The organism is Ruegeria discodermiae (assembly GCF_030758345.1).
GTDB lineage: Bacteria > Pseudomonadota > Alphaproteobacteria > Rhodobacterales > Rhodobacteraceae > Ruegeria_C.
In genome coordinates this window covers 688,114-708,579 of sequence record NZ_JAVAMO010000001.1, presented here as the reverse complement: position 1 = coordinate 708,579, position 20,466 = coordinate 688,114, and the positions used below count along the sequence as shown (strand labels likewise).

22 protein-coding genes are annotated in these 20,466 nt (G+C 61.9%); 11 read left to right on the top strand and 11 right to left on the bottom strand.

From position 1 onward, the window contains the following. Positions 1-16: 16 nt before the first annotated feature. Both Q5Y75_RS03530 and Q5Y75_RS03525 read right to left on the bottom strand, forming a co-directional pair. On the bottom strand, positions 17-676 hold the full coding sequence (locus Q5Y75_RS03530; protein ID WP_306194404.1) for a DsbA family oxidoreductase: 660 nt from the start codon (positions 674-676) through the stop codon (positions 17-19). Continuing rightward, a complete protein-coding gene (locus tag Q5Y75_RS03525) occupies positions 673-2,181 on the bottom strand; it encodes a class I adenylate-forming enzyme family protein (RefSeq protein ID WP_306194402.1) in 1,509 nt (502 codons plus the stop codon). Before Q5Y75_RS03525 ends, Q5Y75_RS03530 begins: the two co-directional genes overlap by 4 nt. A 64-nt stretch (positions 2,182-2,245) precedes the next feature. Here Q5Y75_RS03525 and Q5Y75_RS03520 point away from each other — a divergent pair, with 64 nt between their 5' ends. Further along, positions 2,246-2,869, top strand: a complete 624-nt coding sequence (locus Q5Y75_RS03520) for a helix-turn-helix domain-containing protein (protein WP_306195689.1) — start codon at positions 2,246-2,248, stop codon at positions 2,867-2,869. A 6-nt stretch (positions 2,870-2,875) separates the two neighbouring features. Here Q5Y75_RS03520 and Q5Y75_RS03515 read toward each other — a convergent pair whose 3' ends face one another. Both Q5Y75_RS03515 and Q5Y75_RS03510 read right to left on the bottom strand, forming a co-directional pair. Continuing rightward, complete coding sequence (locus tag Q5Y75_RS03515; RefSeq protein ID WP_306194401.1) at positions 2,876-3,553, bottom strand: MIP/aquaporin family protein; 678 nt, start codon at positions 3,551-3,553, stop codon at positions 2,876-2,878. A 32-nt stretch (positions 3,554-3,585) separates the two neighbouring features. Next, on the bottom strand, positions 3,586-5,403 hold the full coding sequence (locus tag Q5Y75_RS03510) for an extracellular solute-binding protein (protein ID WP_306194399.1): 1,818 nt from the start codon (positions 5,401-5,403) through the stop codon (positions 3,586-3,588). A gap of 399 nt (positions 5,404-5,802) precedes the next feature. Here Q5Y75_RS03510 and Q5Y75_RS03505 point away from each other — a divergent pair, with 399 nt between their 5' ends. Together Q5Y75_RS03505 and Q5Y75_RS03500 are read left to right on the top strand one after the other, a co-directional pair. Then, positions 5,803-6,576 (top strand): 3-hydroxybutyrate dehydrogenase, encoded by a 774-nt coding sequence (locus Q5Y75_RS03505; protein ID WP_306194397.1) that lies wholly within the window; start codon positions 5,803-5,805, stop codon positions 6,574-6,576. A gap of 58 nt (positions 6,577-6,634) precedes the next feature. Next, complete coding sequence (locus Q5Y75_RS03500) at positions 6,635-7,660, top strand: patatin-like phospholipase family protein (protein WP_306194394.1); 1,026 nt, start codon at positions 6,635-6,637, stop codon at positions 7,658-7,660. On the opposite strand, the gene Q5Y75_RS03495 is transcribed toward Q5Y75_RS03500, so the two are convergent. The 4 genes from Q5Y75_RS03495 to Q5Y75_RS03480 all read right to left on the bottom strand — a co-directional run bounded on the left by Q5Y75_RS03495 (position 7,661) and on the right by Q5Y75_RS03480 (position 11,070). Next, entirely contained in the window at positions 7,661-8,341 is a 681-nt protein-coding gene (locus tag Q5Y75_RS03495; RefSeq protein ID WP_306194392.1) for a DUF502 domain-containing protein, read from the bottom strand. Positions 8,342-8,418: 77 nt separating this feature from the next. Beyond that, the gene (locus tag Q5Y75_RS03490; RefSeq protein WP_306194389.1) at positions 8,419-9,333 is read right to left on the bottom strand and encodes a pseudouridine-5'-phosphate glycosidase; all 915 of its coding nucleotides are present in this window, start codon (positions 9,331-9,333) and stop codon (positions 8,419-8,421) included. Continuing rightward, positions 9,330-10,223, bottom strand: a complete 894-nt coding sequence (locus Q5Y75_RS03485; RefSeq protein ID WP_306194387.1) for a PfkB family carbohydrate kinase — start codon at positions 10,221-10,223, stop codon at positions 9,330-9,332. Before Q5Y75_RS03485 ends, Q5Y75_RS03490 begins: the two co-directional genes overlap by 4 nt. A gap of 49 nt (positions 10,224-10,272) precedes the next feature. Then, positions 10,273-11,070: a DUF4198 domain-containing protein gene (locus tag Q5Y75_RS03480; RefSeq protein ID WP_306194383.1), complete on the bottom strand. Its 798-nt coding sequence runs from the start codon at positions 11,068-11,070 to the stop codon at positions 10,273-10,275. Here Q5Y75_RS03480 and Q5Y75_RS03475 point away from each other — a divergent pair. After that, positions 11,069-12,211, top strand: coding sequence for a HupE/UreJ family protein (locus Q5Y75_RS03475; RefSeq protein ID WP_306194380.1), 1,143 nt, complete (start codon positions 11,069-11,071; stop codon positions 12,209-12,211). The genes Q5Y75_RS03480 and Q5Y75_RS03475 overlap by 2 nt on opposite strands. 2 nt (positions 12,212-12,213) lie before the next feature. Here the strand turns inward: Q5Y75_RS03475 and Q5Y75_RS03470 are convergent, their stop codons facing one another. After that, a complete protein-coding gene (locus Q5Y75_RS03470; RefSeq protein WP_306195688.1) occupies positions 12,214-12,834 on the bottom strand; it encodes a thiamine phosphate synthase in 621 nt (206 codons plus the stop codon). Position 12,835: 1 nt separating this feature from the next. On the opposite strand from Q5Y75_RS03470, the gene Q5Y75_RS03465 reads away from it, so the two are divergent. From Q5Y75_RS03465 to Q5Y75_RS03445, 5 genes are all read left to right on the top strand, one after another. Beyond that, a complete protein-coding gene (locus tag Q5Y75_RS03465) occupies positions 12,836-13,102 on the top strand; it encodes a hypothetical protein (RefSeq protein WP_306194377.1) in 267 nt (88 codons plus the stop codon). Further along, the gene (locus tag Q5Y75_RS03460) at positions 13,092-13,847 is read left to right on the top strand and encodes an SDR family oxidoreductase (RefSeq protein WP_306194373.1); all 756 of its coding nucleotides are present in this window, start codon (positions 13,092-13,094) and stop codon (positions 13,845-13,847) included. Before Q5Y75_RS03465 ends, Q5Y75_RS03460 begins: the two co-directional genes overlap by 11 nt. 61 nt (positions 13,848-13,908) lie before the next feature. Continuing rightward, positions 13,909-14,655, top strand: a complete 747-nt coding sequence (locus Q5Y75_RS03455; protein WP_306194371.1) for an RNA methyltransferase — start codon at positions 13,909-13,911, stop codon at positions 14,653-14,655. 60 nt (positions 14,656-14,715) lie between these two features. Next, the gene (gene ctaA, locus Q5Y75_RS03450) at positions 14,716-15,861 is read left to right on the top strand and encodes a heme A synthase (RefSeq protein WP_306194369.1); all 1,146 of its coding nucleotides are present in this window, start codon (positions 14,716-14,718) and stop codon (positions 15,859-15,861) included. Between the two features lies 1 nt (position 15,862). Then, complete coding sequence (locus Q5Y75_RS03445) at positions 15,863-17,332, top strand: carboxypeptidase M32 (protein ID WP_306194366.1); 1,470 nt, start codon at positions 15,863-15,865, stop codon at positions 17,330-17,332. Between the two features lie 42 nt (positions 17,333-17,374). Here Q5Y75_RS03445 and Q5Y75_RS03440 read toward each other — a convergent pair whose 3' ends face one another. Continuing rightward, on the bottom strand, positions 17,375-17,914 hold the full coding sequence (locus Q5Y75_RS03440) for a CHAP domain-containing protein (protein ID WP_306194365.1): 540 nt from the start codon (positions 17,912-17,914) through the stop codon (positions 17,375-17,377). A 516-nt stretch (positions 17,915-18,430) separates the two neighbouring features. Between Q5Y75_RS03440 and Q5Y75_RS03435 the strand changes: the two genes are divergently transcribed. Then, entirely contained in the window at positions 18,431-18,781 is a 351-nt protein-coding gene (locus Q5Y75_RS03435; protein WP_306194362.1) for a hypothetical protein, read from the top strand. Between the two features lie 12 nt (positions 18,782-18,793). Here Q5Y75_RS03435 and Q5Y75_RS03430 read toward each other — a convergent pair whose 3' ends face one another. Beyond that, complete coding sequence (locus Q5Y75_RS03430) at positions 18,794-19,681, bottom strand: AEC family transporter (RefSeq protein WP_306194360.1); 888 nt, start codon at positions 19,679-19,681, stop codon at positions 18,794-18,796. A 255-nt stretch (positions 19,682-19,936) separates the two neighbouring features. Here Q5Y75_RS03430 and Q5Y75_RS03425 point away from each other — a divergent pair, with 255 nt between their 5' ends. After that, the gene (locus tag Q5Y75_RS03425; protein WP_306194358.1) at positions 19,937-20,464 is read left to right on the top strand and encodes a flavodoxin domain-containing protein; all 528 of its coding nucleotides are present in this window, start codon (positions 19,937-19,939) and stop codon (positions 20,462-20,464) included. The last annotated feature ends 2 nt before the right edge of the window (positions 20,465-20,466 follow it).

Here is a 20,466-nt window from a genome sequence, read left to right as displayed (position 1 = left end):
CACAAGCCTTGTGCTCTTACGCAGCCCCGGTTTCAAGCTGAGACTTGATGTCTTGGATGACCTTTTCCCACAGTTCAGGCGGTTGCGCGCCGGGAACCGCGTGCTGGCTGGCCACGATGAAGGTCGGCACCGAGTTCACACCCATCTTGCGCGAATGGGTGTCGCGTGCGGCGATATCTTCGCGATCGGCCTCCGATTGCAGCAGTTTCAAGACCACCGAGGCATCCATGCCGATTCCGTCCGCGATATCCGCCAGCACCTCGTGGTCACCGATATCGCGCCCATCAACGAAATAGGCCTTGAACAGCGCGTCCACGGCCTGTGTCTGCTTGCCTTCGATCCCCGCCCAATGGATCAGCCGATGGGCGTCCATCGTATTGGGGGTGCGTTTCATGGCGTCGAAATTGATCTTCAGACCCGCCTGTTCGGCATGCTCGACCACGGGCGCATAAGCTTTGACCGCGCCGTCCTTGCCGCCGAACTTGCCTTCCAGATAGGCGCGGCGATCCATGCCCCCGGCGGGCATATCGGGGTTCAACTGGAACGGATGCCATTCGATGACAAAGGGATGGTCGGGCACCGAGGCCAGCGCCTTATCCAGATGCGTCTTGCCGATATAGCACCAGGGGCAGATCGGGTCGGACATGATATCGAGCTTGACGGTGGTCTGGGTCATGAGGTCGGTACCTTGAAAAGCGCAGGCAGCGCGCGGCGGAGAAGCTTGCCATTGCCGCCCATGGGCAGCTCGGACAGGTGAATATAGGCGCGCGGTTGCTTGTACCGGGCGAGCCGGGTTTCGACATAGGTCTGCAGGGCTGTTTCGTCCAGTGCCTCGGGGCCGGTATAGAAGGCGGCGATGATGAACGTGTCGGGTTTGACCTCAACAGCAGCAGCACCGGACTGGGTGATGCCCGGATGGCGGTTCAGTACCGCTTCGACCTCGACCGGCGACACCCGGTAGCCACCCGCATTCATCATGTCGTCATTGCGGCCCAGATAGGCGATGCTGCCATCTTCCTGCATCACGCCCTGATCGCCGGTCAGAAACCACTCGCCCTGAAACCGCGCCCTGGTCTGCTCGGGCGCGTTCAGATAGCCCAGCATCAGGCCTGGATCAGAGCGATGGATGGCGATTGTGCCTTCCTCACCGATCCCAACCGGTCCGCTTTCGCCCAGCATCGCCATCCGGCGGCCTTTCTGAGGCCTGCCCAGGACATCACCGCTGGCCGGATGACCAGGGCAGGCGGAGATGAAGGTCGAGCATTCGGACATGCCATAGGCCTCATAAAGCTCGGTCCCTGTGGTCGTATTCCAGCGCTCGTGGAGTGCGGGCGAGAGCTTTTCCCCGGCGCAGAGCCCGTGGCGCAGATCGGGCAGGTCCGGCATTTCCCCCCGCTGCAAGAGCTTGCGGTAAACGCCGGGAGCCGCAGCAAAAATCGTCGCCTTGTGATCGCGTAAAAGTGTGGGCAACTGCTCTGGCGCGGTTCCGGCGGCGGGGATCAGCGCGGTGCCACCGATGGCCCAGGGATCCATCAGCCCGGTGCCCAGCGTATAGGTCCAGTTGAACGCACCGGCATGGCACAGGCGGTCTTCCTGCGTGAGGCCATACCAGCCTTCGACCATCATCTGCCGTGCCCAGATGGCGCGATGGGCATGGGCCACCGCATGAGGTGTGCCGGATGTGCCCGAGGTATAGACCACATATGCCATCCGATCCGGATCGCCCATGTCATAGGCGGCGGGCGGCAGGCTGCGCATGGCCTGCAGATCAGCCAGCATCAAGGTCCGCTCATGGTGCGCACAGGCGACCTGTGGGTCGCGCAGCACCGCCGCCGGGGAGAGATCGGTGATGATCTTGGCGGTTTCCGCTTCGGTCAGTTGTGACGAGGTGGGCAACGGCACGATCCCGGCGGCGATGGCACCGAGATAGGCGATCGGGAAATCGACCGTATTGCCGAGCCGCATCAGAACGATCTCTCCGGGCTGGATACCGCGATCCAGCAGGCCGGTGCCGGTGCCGCGAATGGCGCCCTCCAACTGGCCATAGGTCCAGTCCTGCGCGCCCAGTACGGACAGCGCCACCTTGTCGGGCAGTGCCTGCGCTTGGCGCATCACAAAAGCGGCAAGGTTGAACGGGGTCGGGCAGGGCGGCGGCGGCCCCTGATCGAAGATTGCTAGCATGACGTTTGGCTATCTTGCGCGGGCGCGCGTTGCAAGCGGCGTGCGCGGCTCCTATACAGGCGCCATGAAACCGCATGACCCCACATCGCTGATCCGCATCGCTCGCGAAAACGGGACCGAGGAAAGCTCGGAACCGCTGGATCTGGGCGCGCGGGTGCGCGAGCTGCGTAAGGCGCAGGACTGGACGCTGGAACAGGCGGCCAATCAGGCGGGTCTGGCGCGTTCGACGCTCAGCAAGATCGAGAACGGGCAGATGTCGCCCACCTATGACGCGCTCAAGAAGCTTGCGGTGGGGCTGCGCATTTCGGTGCCGCAGCTATTCACCCAGCCGGAAAAGGGGCAGGTCAACGGGCGCATGTCGATCACCAAATCCGGCGAAGGGTCGGAACATGCCACCGCCACCTATGAACATGAGCTGCTGGCCGGTGCCCTGACCAAGAAACAGATGCTGCCCTATCGCGCGCGGGTCCGGGCGCGGACGATGGAGGAGTTCGACGGCTGGGTGCGCCATGACGGCGAGGAATTTCTCTACGTGCTGACCGGGGTGGTCCGTCTTTACACCGAGTTCTACGAGCCGGTCGAAATGCGCCGCGGCGACAGCGCCTATTACGATGCCACGATGGGGCATAACGTGGTGTCGGTCAGCGACGAGGATGCGACGATCCTCTGGGTGACGTCGCTGGCCTGAGCCGGGTCAGCTGTTAGGGCCTTTGCTCTCATCTGCGGCAAAGAGCCAGTTCAGCACCACATGGCCGATGAAAACGGAGATGATCTGCATCAGGATGAACATCGCGATATGGCCGGGATAGATACCCGCAAACGTGTCGGTAAACCCGCGCGCGATGGTGACCGCCGGGTTGGCGAAGCTGGTGGATGAGGTGAACCAGTATGCCCCGGTGATATAGAGGCCGACCAAAGGCGGCACCGCATCGGGCCTGTGCCGCACGCCGCCGAAGATCACGAAGACCAGGCCGAGCGTTGCGATGACCTCGGAAAACCACTGCGCGCCGCCGCTGCGATGCATGGTGGTCGAGGCTTGCAGCACCGGCAGGTCGAACATCAGATGCGCGGCCCAGACGCCGATAATCGCGCCGATGATCTGTACGGCCACATAAGGCGCGACATCTTTCCAGGCATGTTCCCCGCGCAGGGCAAAGGCCAGCGTGACGGCGGGATTGAAATGCGCGCCAGAGATCGGGCCAAGCGTGGTGATGATCGCAAACAGGATACAGCCGGTGGCAATCGCATTGGCCAGAAGCGCCAGCGCGATATTCCCGTCTGACAGTGTCTGCGCCATGATGCCCGAGCCCACGACACCGATCAGCAGGAAGGCGGTGCCGAAGAACTCGGCGAATAGCTTGCGGGCGGTCACGTCATGCCTCCGATGGACTCGATTCGGGTCGCTCAGTTGGCCTCATACCACCAGACATCGGGCATGTATTGCGGCCCGTCGCCATAAATTGGCAGCGCCTCGGGAAATTTCATCTCTTTGACATGGGCGATGCGCCCGACGTCGAAATTCCAGAACGGGATCACATAGCGCCCCGAGATCAGGAGACGGTCAAGCGCGCGGGTTGCGGCGATGAAATCCTCGCGCGAGGTCGCGGTCAGCATGTGTTCGATCATGGCGTCTACGGCGGGTGAGGACACGCCCATCAGGTTGCGCGTACCCGGCGTGTGGGCGTTTTCGCTGCCCCAATAGAGCTTCTGTTCATTGCCCGGCGACAGCGATAGGGCCCGCCGGTAATAGGTCATGTCGAAATCGAGCTCATTGGTGCGCGAGGTGAATTGCGCATCATCCACCTTCTCGGCGGCGATCACGATGCCCAACCTCTCAAGCGCGCGGGCAAAGATCTCGATCGCGGTTTCGCTTTCCTTATCCCCCTGACTGATCAGGATGTTGAAGTGCAACGGTGTCCCGTTTGCGTCCTGTAGCACGCCATCGGTAACGGTCCATCCGGCCTCTTCCAGCAATGCGGTTGCAGCGCGGATGTTGCGGCGGTTGCGCTCACTGCCATCGCTTTGGGGCAGGTCGTAGCCTTCCAACGCGCCGGGCAACAGTTCATCGGCGAAGGGTTCCAGTAACGCGCGCACCGCCTCTCCTGCGGGGCCGGGCTGCAAAGCAAGCTCCGAGCCCGAGAAATACGAAGTGATGCGTGGCTGCGCGCCGCCGGTGATCGTGTCGTTGATGAATTCGAAGTTGAACGCATGCATCAGCGCCTCGCGCACGCGCCAGTCATCGAAGGGCGGTTTGCGGGTGTTCATCACAAAGCCGGTGATGCCCGAGGGTTTCAGATGCGGGATTTCCGTTTTCACCACATCGCCGCGCTGCACGGCGGGGAAGTTGTATTGCGTGGCCCATTTGTCTGCGTTGAACTCGCGCACGGCTGATAGCTGGCCTGCCTTGAAGGCCTCGAACAGCACGGTCTGGTCGCCGAAGAATTCCAGCCGCATCTCATCATAATTCATCGTACCGCGCCGGAAGGGGATGTCTGCGCCCCAATACTCCGGGTTGCGTTTGAAATTGACAAAGCGGCCCGCCTCATAGCTGTCGATCACATAGGCGCCCGAGCCGATGGGGATATCCTGCAGCTGCGCCGCGGCGAAATCCTTGCCCTCCCATTGCGCCTTTTGCAGGATCGGGCGCATCCCGGTGATCAGGGCAAGCTCGCGATCCTCGACATTGAAGGTGATGCGCACCTTGCGCGGCCCGGTCTCCTCGATACCGGCGATCTTGTCCCAGAGCCCGCGATAGCGCAGGTGGCCTTCGTTGCCCAATGTCTCATAGGACCAGATCACATCCTCGACCGTGACCGGGCTGCCATCAGAGAATCGGGCCTCCTCCCGCAGGGTGAATTCGACCCATGTGCGGTCCGGATCGGTCTCGACCGATTCGGCCAGCAGACCGTAAAGCGTGAAGGGTTCATCAAAAGAGCGGCCCATCAGACTCTCGTGGGTCCAGAACCGCAATTGCCACGGAACGGTGCCTTTCTGCACAAACGGATTGAGACTGTCGAAACCACCGGTATTGCCAAAGACAACGCGCCCGCCCTTGGGCGCCTCGGGGTTGGCATAGGGGAGCGACACAAAATCCGGTGGCAGCTCGGGGGCACCATACATAGCTATGCCATGGGCCGATTCTGCAAGCGCAAGTTGTGCAGCAAAAATCAGGCCGATTCCGGCACTTACCGCACGTATCCGGGGGGCGATATCCTGTAGCATTTTAGCAACAATCCTGCTCTGGCCTTATTTTGTTATGCTTTGAGCGTAGCGATGGATTCACGTCTTTTCAAACTTTTAGCTTGGATGCCGCAGCGGAATTGCTTATAAAGGGGTCACTGCTCGATAGGTTTCTTGCCTGTATGAAACCTGCCTCAATAACTTAACGCCCGCTTCGTGCGGGCGTTTTTTTTCGCCGTGCTGGCATCCGGGCAGACTTGACTGGTAAACCCATATAGCCCGGATTTGTCGTTTGATTTTGCGGCATATTGTCAGGCTGCGCAGGAACCCGCCTGTCTTCTTGAGGCCGGGTCACAGCGCGCCGCAACTTCCCCGTTTTCTTTGCAACTGCAGCATGGCAGGCTGCATCGCAATCGGATTGGATGCATAAGAGGATGAACCATGACCTTATCGGGAAAAACCGCCGTGATCACCGGATCGAATTCCGGCATCGGGCTGGGGATTGCTTGGGAACTGGCGCGCGCGGGCGCGGACGTGGTTCTGAACTCTTTCACCGACCGGGATGAGGATCACGCGCTGGCGCGCCAGATCGCCGAGGAGACCGGCACAAAGGCGCGCTATATCAAGGCGGACATGTCGAAAGGGGAGGAGTGCCGTGACCTGATCGCGCAGGCGGGGTCCTGCGATATCCTGGTGAATAATGCAGGCATTCAGCATGTCGCCCCGATCGATGAGTTTCCGGTCGACAAATGGGAGGCGATCATCGCGATCAACATGAGCTCGGCCTTTCATACGACCGCTGCTGCTCTGCCGATGATGCGTGCGGCTGGTTGGGGCAGGGTGGTCAATATCGCCTCTGCCCACGGGCTGACCGCATCGCCCTTCAAAACGGCCTATATTGCGGCCAAGCATGGCGTCGTGGGCATGACCAAGAGCGTCGCGCTGGAGACCGCGCAGGAACCGATTACGGCAAATGCCATCTGCCCCGGCTATGTGCTGACCCCGCTGGTCGAGGCGCAGATTCCCGACACGATGGAGAAATACAATATGGGGCGGGACGAGGTGGTGAAGAAGGTGATGCTGGAGCGTCAGCCCTCTAAAGAGTTTGCCACCGTGGAACAGCTGGGCGGCACCACCGTGTTCCTGTGCTCGGATGCCGCTGCGCAGATCACCGGGACCACGATTTCAGTGGATGGCGGCTGGACCGCGTTGTGATCCGGGGTGAGGCGCCAGCCTCCTGCGGTATGTCTGATCAGATGAAGGAGCGGATCAGGTGAAACGGATCAATCTTGCTCTGCAGGGCGGCGGGGCGCATGGGGCGTTTACCTGGGGGGTGCTGGACCGCATTCTGGACGAGCCAGATGTGGAGGTGGCGGCAATCACCGGCACCTCGGCTGGGGCATTGAATGGCGCGGCGTTCAAGTCCGGTATGGTGGCGGATGGGCGCGACGGCGCGCGGCGCAATCTGGATGCGCTCTGGGCGCGGATGGGGGCGGTGGATGACCTGCGCCTCACGGGCTGGATGTCGGCGCTTGATCCCGGGCATCTGGCGCGCACGATTGAATATTCGCTGCCGTTTTCGGTCGCGGATACCTGGTCGCGCATGGTGTCCCCTTATGCCTATGGGCCGTTCTATTCGAACCCGTTACGACCGGTGGTGGACGGGTTCGACTACAAAACCGTCTGTGCGGAAGACGGGCCCAATCTGTTCATCTGCGCGACCTGTGTGCGCTCGGGCAAGATCCGGGTGTTCAAGGGCGGCGAGATCAGTACCGATGCCATCCTCGCCTCGGCCTGTCTGCCGAGCATGTTCCAGGCGGTGAAGATTCACGATCCGAAAACCGGACGTGACGAGGCCTATTGGGATGGTGGCTATACCGGCAACCCGGCGCTGTTTCCGCTGTTCCATGACGACCTGCCCAGCGATGTGGTGATCGTCAATATCAACCCGCTGGAGCGGGATGAACTGCCGGTGACACCACAGCAGATCCAGAACCGGATCAACGAGATCAGCTTCAACTCATCGCTGTTTCGCGAGTTGCGGGCGATCAATTTTGTGCAGCGGCTGTTGGCCGAAGGGACGTTGAAAGCGGGCCGAATGAAGCGGGTGCTGGTCCACATGATCGCCGATGACGATCTGATGAACGAGCTCTCGGTGGCGACAAAACTGGTGCCGACGCCGCCCATCCTGCACCGGTTGAAAACTGCCGGGCGAGAGGCGGCGGACCGCTTTCTGAGCCAGCATAAACCCGATCTGGGCGCGCAAAGTACGGTTGATCTGGCCGAGATGTTCGGCTGATCACTCCTCAGGCGGCTGGGTCGGGTCCTTGCCATTGGGATAGACGAGCCCGGCAGAAATCACTAGCTTGGCCGCCTCCTCAACGCTCATGTCCAGAATGATCACGTCCTCGGCGGGGAAAAAGAGCAGGAAACCCGAGGTCGGGTTCGGGGTCGTGGGAACAAATACCCCCAGCAACTGGCCGCCTGTTTCGGCGCGCTGCCCCACTTCGCCCTTGGCCGCGATCGACACGAAGCCGATGGCCCAGATCCCCCGGCGTGGATACTGGATGAGGCAGGCTTTCTCGAAGCTGCGCTCGCTCTGGGCGAAGACCGTTTCCGAGATTTGCTTGATGCCGGAATAGACCGAGCGCACCACCGGCATCCGGTCCACCATGCTTTCGGCGATCTGAATCAGCGAACGGCCGATGAGGCCCTTGGCGATCCATCCCACGAACACCGTGAAGATGAGGAAGATAATGACGCCGACACCACGCAGGTTGATGCCGATATATTGCTCGGGGCGGATCGTGTGTGGCACCAGCGGCAGAACCACACTGTCGATCCAGCCGACCACGCTCCAGATCAGCCAGATCGTCAGCCCGACCGGTGCGATGACGACAATGCCGGTCAGAAAGGACGCGCGCAGCCCGGCCAGCAGACCGGGGCGTCGGTGGGGTTCCTCGTCAAATGGCGTATTCATGTCTATCCCGTCCAGCCCGCTGGTTAGTTAAGTCTTTCTCATCTCGGTAACAATGGGGCGGGGTGGTTTCCGTAGGCTCAGCCGGTGATTTCGGTCAGCGATTGGGCGATTTTTGCGGCCAGACGGGCGTTGTTCCGAACCAGCGCGATATTGGCGGTCAGCGACCGGCCTTCGGTGCGCTCATAGATTCGTTGCAACAGATAGGGTGTCACTGCCTTGCCGGTGATGCCATGAGCGTCCGCATCGGCCTGACTTTGGGCAATGATGGGTGCCAGTTCCTCTGCCGGGATCTGATCCGCAACGGGGATTGGGTTGGCGACCAACTGCCCGCCGGGCAGGCCGAGGGCAGCGCGGGTGGCGTGCGCGCGGGCGATGCTGGCGGCATCATCCATCCGCAGCGGAGCCTTCAGCGGCGAGCGCGCCGACCAGAAGGCGGGAAAGGCATCCTGGCCATGGGCGATGACCGGCACGCCCAGGGTTTCAAGCACCTCCAGCGTCTTGGCCAGGTCAAGGATCGCCTTGGCCCCCGCAGCCACAACGGTGACCGGGGTCTGCGCCAGCTCGTTCAGGTCGGCGGAGATATCGAAACTTGTTTCAGCGCCTTTATGGACCCCGCCAATGCCGCCGGTGGCAAACACCTCGATCCCGGCGCGGTGGGCGGCGATCATAGTGGCGGCAACCGTTGTGGCCCCGGTGCCGCCCGTCGCGATACAGGCCGCCATATCGGCGCGCGACAGCTTGGCCACGCCCTGTGATTGGCCCAGCGCCTGCAATTCCTGTGCCTCCAGCCCCACATGCAATTGCCCCTCAAGCACCGCGATGGTGGCGGGCACGGCGCCCGCGTCGCGGATATCCTGTTCGACCTGCGCGGCCACCTCGGTATTCTGCGGGTAGGGCATGCCATGGGTGATGATGGTGCTTTCCAGCGCCACGACGGGTTTGCCAGAGGCGCGCGCGGCGGCAACCTCGGAGGAATGTCGGATATCGATCACAGCGGGGTCTCTCCTGAAACATAAGTCGCGGCGGCCAGCAGCGCGCGGTTGAGCGCGGCTGCGCGGTTTGCGCCGGTCGCCTCGGCGGCGATATGGGCGGCCATGAAGGTGTCACCCGCGCCGGTCACACGGGTGACCAGCACTTCGGGCGGGGTCTGGGTGATCGCGCCGCTGGCATCAGCCTCGGTCGCGGATTTGCCGCCATCTGTCACCAGCACGCGCAACGCGCCACGGCCCAGCAGCCCTTGCGCGGCGGTGGCGGAATCGGCGAATTCGGTCTGGCACAGCAGCCCGGCCTCTTCGAGGTTGACATAAAGCGTGGCGCGGGCGTTTTGCAGGAAGGGCAGCAGGCGCTCGGCCTTGCCGGGCGAGGCCGGAGCCACGCGCAGATCGGCGCGAGCAAAGGCAGGGCTCTTTGCGATCTCCTTCAGCAAGGTCAGGGTCAGGTTGCCATCGAGCGCCACCAACCCGTCATAGGGAGCATCGCGCGACCCCAAAGCACCGTTTTCCATCGGGCGCAATATCTTGGCACCCGCCGCTTCCAGCGAATGGGCGTCGGCAATAGCGGCGATCAGACCGTTGGCGCCCTCGACCGCCATATAGCGATCCGTGGGCAGGTCCTCGGAGCGGTAGACATGGCTGGTTTCCATACCCATGCGCGCGCAGGCATTGATCAACTCATCACCTTCCGGATCGCGCCCGATGGTGGTCAGAAGGGCGGGTGTCATACCGAAACGGACCAGCGTCATCGCGATATTCATCGCCACACCGCCGGGCAGGCGGGTGATGCGCCCCGGCACGTCTGATCCTTGTCGCATGTGACTGGCCGAACGTCCGATCACATCCCACAGGACCGACCCGATACAAAGAATATCTGTCTGCTGTGTCATATCCGTTCTCTTGCCCAGAAATCACCTGCTGCGCAAGGGTTGCCGCCGCTTAGGGCACTGCGAATGTCAGCGATGCCCAAAGGCTTTCCCAGACTGCCTCTTCGGGCCCGTCATAAGGGCGCAGCCGGACGGCATCGAGCAGGTAGTCATGACCGGATTTCACCGGGATCAGGGCGCGCCCCTGCGCATCGGTGTGGGTCAGAGTAACGGTGACACCGCCATCAGGCGCGCGGTCAAAAATCTCGACCTGTGCGTTCGGGTGCGGCTGGCCCTGATAGAAGAGCTGCACCGCTATCCCGTCGGTGATCGGGTCGGTATAAGGATTTGTCAGGGCGACAAACTCGGTCTCCATGCCGCTTGCGGTGTCTGTGCCTGCGCCAGATCCGATCGCAATCAGTGATTTGGCAAAACGGGTATAGATTTCCGTGAACCCGTCCAGCGGCAAGCCCCGTGTCAGATGCCGCTCGCGGATATCGGGGAAATCCTTATGATCGGCGAAGGCCTGAAATTTCTCCCACGCCTTGTAGTCCAGCGTGCTGGGCGCAGTCTGATGCAGGAGGACCAGCAAGCCATCCCGGTCAGGCTGCATGGCAAGCGCCGGAATGTCGCCAAGACGCCCCTCATAGGGCAGCGCGACATCACCATATCGCTGTTCAAAGCGGGTGATGCGGTTGGGAAAATAGGCCTGTGGCGTGCCCTTCAGTTTCTCGCCCACCCGCAATTGCGCCGTCAGCTCCGCGCCGGTTTCGACTTGAAACTCGGACGGTTCGATCCAAAACTCATGCGCAAGGCCCGGACGGGCAAAGACACAAGCCAAAACAAGGGCGAGCAGGGGGCGGCGGATCATGGCAAGGACCTTTCACGCAATGCATCTCAAGCTGCGTCTGCTGGCCCTGCTGTCAAGCCTCTGGTGTCTCTGCCTGCCTGTTCACGCCCATGAGGTCACGCCCAGCATCGCCGATTTCTCGGTCGCTGATGGCCAGTTGACGATGGAATTCCGCCTGAATGTCGAGGCGTTTCTGGCCGGGATCGATCTGGACGGGATGAGCGATACCGACGAATCGGAGCTCTCCGGCCGCTATGACAGCTATCGTGCCATGGGCTCTGCCGAGCTGGAGCCTTTGGTGCGGGAGTTTGCGATTAAATGGATCGAGAGGCTTGGCGTGACCGTGGGCGGGCCGGTGGAATTGTCGTTCGAAGGCGCGCGCATACCGGTGATCGGGGATACCGATCTGCCGCGCGCCTCGCATATCCTCTTTGCCGGGCCGGTGCCTGAGAGCGCGCGCGATTTTCAGATAACATGGCCCGGTGGGGCCGGGGATCTGGTGCTGCGTCAGCAGGGAGTCGAGGCGCCCTATACCGGTTATTTGAAAGGTGGAGAAACCAGCCCCGCCATCGCGCTTGCAGGCGGCGCGGCGCTGGGGCCGTGGGCGACGTTTCAGTCCTATATCCCCATCGGATTCGAACATATCCTGCCTTATGGGATCGACCATATCCTGTTTGTGCTGGGGCTGTTCTTTCTCAGCCCGCGCTTGCGCCCGCTGGTCTGGCAGATCAGCGCCTTCACGCTGGCCCATACGCTGACACTGGCGCTGGGGACGCTCGGCGTGGTGCGGATAAATCCTGAAATCGTCGAGCCGCTGATTGCGCTTTCGATTGTGTTTGTCGCACTGGAGAATGTCTTTATCCGGCGTCTTTATCCGTGGCGGGTGCTGGTTGTGTTTGGCTTTGGTCTGCTGCACGGGCTGGGCTTTGCCTCGGTGCTGGGCGAATACGGGCTGCCAGCGGCGCAGTTCATACCCGCTCTGGTCGGCTTCAATATCGGGGTCGAAATTGGCCAGCTCACGGTGATCGCCATCGCCTTTCTGAGCGTCGGGCTCTGGTTCCGGGATCGCGGCTGGTATCGCGGCCGGATTGCCATCCCGGCCTCGCTCGTGATTGCCGGAATCGGGATGTATTGGTGCGTCGAGCGGGTCTATCTGACCTGATATCAGGCCATTACAGCCAGTAGTTCCTTCAACCTTGCAAGCGGATCTGGTGCCGTCCAGATCTCGTCACCGATGCCGAAGAAATCCGTCTGCGGGGCCAGTTGTCGGATCAATTCGTCGCTCAGGCCGCCTTCGGCCACCACCGGCACCTCGATCATTTCCGACCACCACTGGAACAGGTCGGCCTCGGCAAAAGCGCCATCGCCCAGTGCCGTCGCACCAACCGGGCCGAAGCTGACATAATCCGCGCCGGCCTCGCCCGCGGTCATGCCGTCATGGCGCGAAATGCCGCAGAAACTGCCGACGATCGCATCCGGTCCCAGCTCTTTACGTGCGGCGCGGATCGAGCGCGCGGCATCACTCAGATGCACGCCATCCAGCCCCAGCCGCTGCGCCATCAGCACGTGATCCGAGATCACCAGCGCGATGTCGCGGGCATGGGCCACCTCGCGCAGAGCATCCGACACACGGGCAACATGATCCTCGTCGCGGCTGGAGAGCGCCAGACGGATACAGGCAATCTCGGCCCCGTCGAGCACCTTCGCCATCTGATCCGGGAACTGTTCCAGGTCGATCTCGGGCGGGGTGATCAGATAGATCTGCGGCTGCTCGGGGCTGTCCATCATGGCGGTCCTTCACGTCTTCGTTCCGGGCCGTTTACTGGATTGCGGCGGGGATGGGAATATCAAAGGCACGACTGCTGGCGCGCGGGCAAGCTGCGACTCCCCACGGGATATTTTCAGCCAGAAGACTATCGGAACGCCCGATCCGATTCCTGCGGTTTCACGTGGGGGTGAGGTCAAGAGCGCAGGAAACGGATCGCGGCGCTGGGGCGGCGATGGGTATCTGCTGATCATTCACATCAGCGAGGACATGGATCATGGAACTTGACGCAAAAACACTCATTATCACCGGTGCCAGCAGTGGGATCGGCGCAGCGGCAGCCCTGTTGTTTGCCGCTGAGGGCGCGAATCTGGTGCTTGGCGCGCGGCGTGGGGCCGAGTTGCAGCAGGTCGCAGACCAGATCAGCGAAAGCGGTGGCAGGGCGGTTTGTCTGGCAGGCGACGTTACCGATGAGGCCTATGCAAAAGCGCTGGTTGCGCTGGCGCAATCGGAGTTCGGCGGGCTTGACGGGGCGTTCAACAATGCCGGGATGATGGGCGACATGGCTCCGGCACCTGAGATGGCACTCTCCAACTGGCAGGCGGTGATCGAGACCAACCTGACCAGCGCGTTTCTGGCGGCGCAGGCGCAGTTGCCCGCGCTGCGCAAAGCGGGCGGCGGCAGCCTGGTGTTCACCGGGTCTTTTGTCGGCATCAGCAATGGCGGGTTGCCGGGAATGGGCGCTTATGCGGCGTCCAAGGCCGGGTTGGCCGGTCTGGTTCGCTCGCTTGCCGCCGATCATGCCGCCGAGGGTATCCGGGTCAGCGCGCTTCTGCCCGGCGGGACCATGACCGCCATGGCCGGAGACGACCCTGACGCCCACGCCTTCATCTCTGGATTGCACCCGGTGAAACGGATGGCCGCCCCAAAGGAGATCGCACAGGCCGCCATGTTCCTGCTGTCTGACCGGGCCAGCTTTGTCACCGGAGGGTCCATGGCGGTGGATGGCGGCATGGCGGTGCGGCTTCTGTAACGCCCACTTGCCCTGACCGGGCTGGGGCAGTAGAGCGGGCGCGCCTGATCAGGAGACCGCAATGCCCAGCGACAGACCCCAGCCCGCCTTTGTGCTCGTGCGCCCGCAGATGGGCGAAAATATCGGTGCGGCGGCGCGGGCGATGTGGAATTTCGGGCTCGACCGGATGCGGATCGTCGCGCCCCGCGATGGCTGGCCCAACCCCAAGGCGGTGGCCATGTCATCGGGCGCGGGGCGGCTGCTGGATGAGGCGCAGCTGTTTGACGATCTGCCCGGCGCCTTGTCGGATTGCACCTTCGTCTTTGCCACCACGGCGCGCCAGCGCGGTTTGACCAAACCGGTGCTGAGCCCGGAAGCGGCGATGCAGATGGCCGCCGAGAAGATCGCGGCAGGGGAAAAGGTTGCGGTGCTGTTCGGGCCGGAACGCGCCGGGCTGGAAAACGAGGATATCGCCAAGGCCAATGCCATCATCTCGGTGCCGGTGAACCCGGAATATGCCTCGCTCAACCTCGGTCAATGCGTGCTGCTGGTGGCCTATGAATGGATGCGCCGGACCGGCGATGTGGTGCATGAGACCACTGATCTGGGCAAGGGCGACTGGGCGACCGGGCAGGAGGTCGAGAAGCTGGTCGAGCATTACGAGGAACGGCTGGAGGCGGCGGGGTTCTTCTATCCCCCCGCCAAGGCCGCGAATATGAAGCTGAACCTGCGCAATCTCTGGTCGCGGATGCGGATGACGCGGGCCGATGTGCAGATGCTGCACGGGATCATGCGACAAATGGTGCGCTGGAAGGAACGCGGTGACTGACGCTGGACCTTCCCAGCCAAGCGCCCTAGCTTGCGGCCAGACACGGAATATGAGGGCGAGATGAGCGGAAAGCGCAGCATCTTCGAAGAGGTTTCGGACGACAGCAAGCAAGAGGCCGTGCAGCCGGGCATGATCGACCGCGGGCGCGGCGGTGCTCGGGGCGGTATTCGCGCCTGGCTGATGGTGCTGTTTGCGCTGGTCGTGGCGATGATCGTGGTGGGCGGGCTGACAAGGCTGACCGATAGCGGGCTGTCGATCACCGAATGGCGGCCCGTGACCGGAGCGATCCCGCCCATGTCCGAGGTCGAATGGCAGGCTGAGTTCGACAAATACAAGCAGATAGACCAGTGGCGCATCCAGAACCAGTGGATGGAACTGCCGGATTTCAAGGAAATCTACTGGTGGGAATGGGGCCACAGGCAGTTGGGCCGCGTAATTGGTCTGGTCTGGGCTGTTGGGTTCCTGGGCTTTCTGGTGCTGCGTAAAATCCCCACCGGCTGGACGGGTCGTCTGATCATTCCCGGCGCTCTGGGCGCTGTGCAGGGCGGTGTCGGCTGGTGGATGGTCGCCTCGGGCGTGACGCAGGGCGAGGGGATGATTGCGGTCGCCAGTTACCGTCTGGCGGTCCATCTGGGGCTGGCCTTTGTCATTCTGGGCGTGCTGGGCTGGTATATCTTCCTGCTGGGCCGCGAAGAACGCGCGTTGATGCAGGCGCGGCGCACCAAGGAGGCCAAGCTCTTTTCCCTTTCCACTGGGCTAATGCATTTCGCCTTCCTGCAAATCCTGCTGGGCGCGCTGGTAGCGGGGATTGATGCCGGGCGCTCTTATACCGACTGGCCGCTGATGGGCGGGCAGATCCTGCCGCCGGATGCGACCGTGCTGGAGCCGATCTGGAGGAACTTTTTCGAAAGCCCCGGTCTGGTGCAGTGGATTCACCGGGTGGCGGGCTATCTGCTGCTGATCTTTGGTATCGTTGTCTGGCGACGGGGCCGGAGCAGCGCCCATCCCCAGACCCGTTTTGCCTTCAACGCGGTGCTGGCCGGGCTGTCGCTGCAAGTGGTGTTGGGCATCGTCACCGTGATCTATGCCGCGCCCTGGCAGATCGCCATCCTGCATCAGCTGATGGCCGTTCTGGTCTGGGTGCTGATCCTGCGGGCGCGGTTCCTCTGCGCCTATCCGATTTCCACCTCTGTCCGAGGGATCTGACATGAGTGCTTATGACGAGTTGATGGCCTATCAGCGCGAGACGACCGCGCTTGGCATGATTGCGGGCCGCCTTGGCTGGGATCAGGAGACCGTGATGCCACGCGGCGCAGCCAGTCAGCGCGGCGAGGAGATGGCCGCAATCGAAGCGGTGCTGCATGCCCGCCGCTCGGATGCGCGTGTGGGTGACTGGCTGGCGCGCGCTGAGGCCCCGGATGAGGCAGGTACCGCACAATTGCGCGAAATCCGCCGCGCCTATGAGCGCACGGTCAAAGTGCCTGCTGATCTGGCCAAGCGCATCGCGCAGGTGACCTCCGAGGCGCAGGGCAAATGGGCGCAGGCCCGCGCGGATGAGGATGTGGCCGCGTTCCTCCCGGTGCTGGAGGAGGTGGTCGCGCTCAAACGCGAAGAGGGCGCGGCGCTGGCCTCGGGCGGGGATGTCTATGACGCGATGATCGAGGATTATGAGCCGCACACAACCGCGGCCCAGATCGCTGCGATCTTTGATGCGATGCGGCCCCGTCTGGTTGATCTGCGCGCAAGGCTGCTGGCGCAGCCCATGCCTGCGGGCCTGGAGGGCGAGTTTGACGAGCCCCGGCAGATGGAGCTGACCCATCTTCTGGCCCGCACCTTTGGATATGACCTGACACGAGGGCGATTGGACAAGGCGGTGCATCCGTTCAGTTCGGGCTCGGGCAATGATGTGCGCATCACCACGCGCACCAGCCTGACAGACCCGTTCAACTGTTTCTACTCGACCATTCACGAGGTCGGCCACGCCACCTATGAACAAAACATTGACCCGGCCTATCTGTTGACACCGCTGGGGCAGGGCGCCTCGATGGGCGTGCATGAAAGCCAGAGCCGGATCTATGAGAACCAGCTGGGCCGCTCACGCGCCTTCACCGGCTGGCTATATGAGCAGATGCGCGACAGGTTCGGCGATTTTGGATTCGCGGATGCCGATGCCTTCTACGCTGCCGTCAACCGCGTCCATAACGGTTATATCCGCACCGAGGCGGATGAGGTGCAGTACAACCTGCACATCATGCTGCGCTTTGACCTGGAACGCGCCTTGATGCAGGGCGACCTGCAAGTCCGCGATCTGGAAGCTGCCTGGAATGACCGGTTCGAGGCTGATTTCGGCTATGCGGTCGACAAACCCTCAAACGGGTGCCTGCAGGATGTGCATTGGTCGGTTGGCCTCTTCGGCTATTTCCCGACCTACAGCCTGGGCAATGTCTATGCTGGATGCCTCTATGACGCGCTGTGCCGGGCGGTTCCCGATCTGGACACGCAACTTGCTGGCGGAGATACCTCGGGCGCGACAGGTTGGCTGCGCGACAAGCTGCAACGTTTTGGCAGCCTCTATGCGCCGCGCGAGGTGATCAGGAGGGCCAGTGGAACTGAACCGTCACCGGAGCCGCTGCTGGATTACCTTGAGGCTAAGTTCGGCGCGCTTTACGAGCTTTGAGTTTTAGGGTCGCCGCAGGCCAAAGAAGTGCTCTGCAGTGGGCTACCCGTCAAAATTCGGATAGATGAACCCGTTCACCGGGTAGGAGCTGCCATATTGGCCCGGCCGGCTTTCGACCCGGACCAACGTCCAGTCATTGTTTTTGGAGACGTCCCTGACGCCCATCTTCAACGATACCCTGTTGCGGTGCCAGTTGGCATGGTTCACGATGACTTCCCGGTCGGTGACGATCTCGGACACAACCGCCACATGGCCCAGCGGCATTCCCCTGGTCGCCCGGAATGACATCACCGCACCAACAGCCGGTTCAGTGCCCCGCTCAAAAAGATTATGCGCCTTGCCCCACCAATCCTTGGCGTTGCCGCGAATTTGGATGCCGCTGAGGTTTCTTGCATAGGGCACGCACCACACCCGTTGCCCCCGGGCGCGCTTTTGCGCAACCTCGCGCAGCGCCATGGACTGACGTTCTGGGTTGAGATTCGCCTCAGTCGGGCTTTGGGCGCAGGCAGAGGCAAGAGTGATAAGCCCCAGCGCAACCGCAGCCCGAGCGGTGCCGCGCAGGCGCGGCCAAATCGTAGTCATGTTGCGGGTTCTGTTTTGCAAGAAGCTTGAGTGCCGGTTCGAGGGGTTAAGCGGTTTTACGGTGGTCTGAGCGCGAATGAAAAGAGGCTTGGCCATGCCCCGGCAAGATTTCGCCAGTTCCCTATGCGCAGTTGGGCCAATTGCTGAGAAAATAGGCGCTCAGAGGCATTCAGCAGGTTCAAAGAGCGGCATGGACTCTGGCCCCGGAAACTTCAAAAGTTTCCGGGACGATTTCATTCAATGAAATCGTGCAGGCGCGGGAGGGTCGGTCACAGAATCGTCGCGCTGGCGCAGGTAATCGGCTCCGGTCTGGCGAAGCGCTTCCCGTCTAAGATGTGCAAAAACACGCATTGTGATATCTTTCACAGAAACAATAGCCACGCGCTGCTAGTATTGTTTGGTAAGGGGCCGTGTGGCGGCATAAAGTTTCAAAGAAACGGACATTTTTTGAAGCATTGTTGCGCGATCTATGCCACACTTGCCTTGTAGTAATGAGTAAAATTGTGCGGTGTTGTTATGTTGCATTCAAATCCAGTTCCGAACCCTTCCGGCCCGCAACCTGCGGTCTGGGATTGTGAAACGGCTATCCTTCTTCGCTCCATCCTTCTGCCGATCTTCAATCGCGTCTCCAGCTGGACGGCGCTGATTGATGAGATGCAGGCGAGAGACTACAGCCTTGCCTTCCGCGGCGGCACGTTTTCGATCATCGATGATCGGAACGGTCAGCGCCTCTGCGGCTTGCGCTTTCTCGGGCTGAGCATGCAGGAGCTTGTTGCGCGGATGGGGCGGCCGAAGGTTGTCGTTCGCTCCGGGCGCCATGCCAATGGCGAGTTGCTGCGCGATCCCTCCGAACTGCCTCAAAACTGACGCTGGCCAGGCTCAAATCCAATAGGTCAGCGCAAGCGGCAGCACCAGGATGGTGGCCAGCGTTGATACTAGGATGAAGCCAGCCACCTCGGGTGCGTAGTCCGGCACATGCTGGTCGATGAAGAGATAGGTCGCGACCGAGGACGGCATCAGGCAGCACAGCATGAAGGCCCCGCGTTCGACCCCGGTGAACCCAAAGACCGGCACCAGAACGCTGGCGATGGCCACCGCCATGATCAGATGCAGCAGGGTCAGAACACCTGACCGCCAGAGCGCGCCGACCTTGAGCGTCGCCAATGTATGGCCCAGCGTCAGCAGCATCAGTGGAATCGACAGCCCCCCCAGAATGTCGAAGGATTTCTCGATCGGGGTGGGCAGGGACTGGCCCGTCGCCATCAGCCCCAGCGAGAGGATCACGGCATAGATGATGGGCGAGGTCAGCAGGTTTTTCAGCGAAAACGTCCCGGCGGGAATCCACATGCCGATGGTAAAGACGCTGACCAGAACCACCACCACGAAGGCCATCGTATAGGCCATGCCCGCATCCCCGAAGGCCAGCAGCGCAATCGGCAGGCCGATATTGCCAACATTGGAATGCATCAGCGGCGTCAGAAACGCGCGCACCGGCAGGCGCATGGCCTTGAGCGCGACAAAGCCCAGGATGCCAAATCCCGCGACCACAAGCGATGCCGCCGCCAGCATGTCGAGAAAGGAGCTCACCGCGATCTTGGTGGTCGAAAGATGTGAAAGGATCAGGGTCGGATAACCCACCTTGCTCACGATCCCGCCAATGACCTTGTTGTCGAACGGGGCTTTGATGATCGCCAGCCACCAGCCGATCCCGGCGCAGATCATCACCGGCAGCACCACGTTCAGGACATGCAGAAAAAGCTGCTCCAAAATTTCCTACCTTTCCTGTCAGCGGTGCCCCCATGCCTGAAAGCAAAAAGGTCACGGGCAACCTGAGCCAATTCCGCGATGGCGGCAAGAGCCTTGGGTGGCTTGCAAAAGCGCGGTCGATGCCGCGAAACGCATCTTGCATTGATCCAGAACAACGACGCCGGGCAACGGTGCCTCTAACCGGGCCTCTGTCGGCAACGCTATGGCGCTCTGTACCAGCACCGATGACGCCGACGGAATGAATGGGAGACCCAGATGAATGTCCTGATCCTTTATGCCAGTGTCGAAGGGCAGACGCGCAAGATTGCCCGCTATGTCGAACAGGCGGTTGCCTCACTGGGTCATGACGCAGCCATTTTCGACACGGGCGAGGGCACGGACATCCCGCTCGACAAGGCGGATGCGGTGATATTGGCGGCGCCAGTGCATCAACGGCGGCATCCACAGAGTTTCGAAGCATTGCTGAGCGCCCGGCAGGCAGAGCTGCGCGCGGTCAAGACGCTGTTGCTGTCGGTCAGCCTGAACGCGGCCTTTCCCGAAGGGGTCGAGGAGGCCTGGGAGTATGTGATCGAGATGAAGATGCGCACCGGTCTGGACCCCGACGCCGAGGCGCTGGTTGCAGGGGCGGTTCGCACCACGCGCTACGATTATTTCGCGATGCAGGTCATCCGGCATGTGGTTTTGCGTGATCAGGATGTTGACCCAGAATCCGGCGAGCATGTGTTCACGGATTGGGACGCTCTGTCAGCAGAGGTGAACGTGTTTCTAGCTGCAGTGCAATAGCC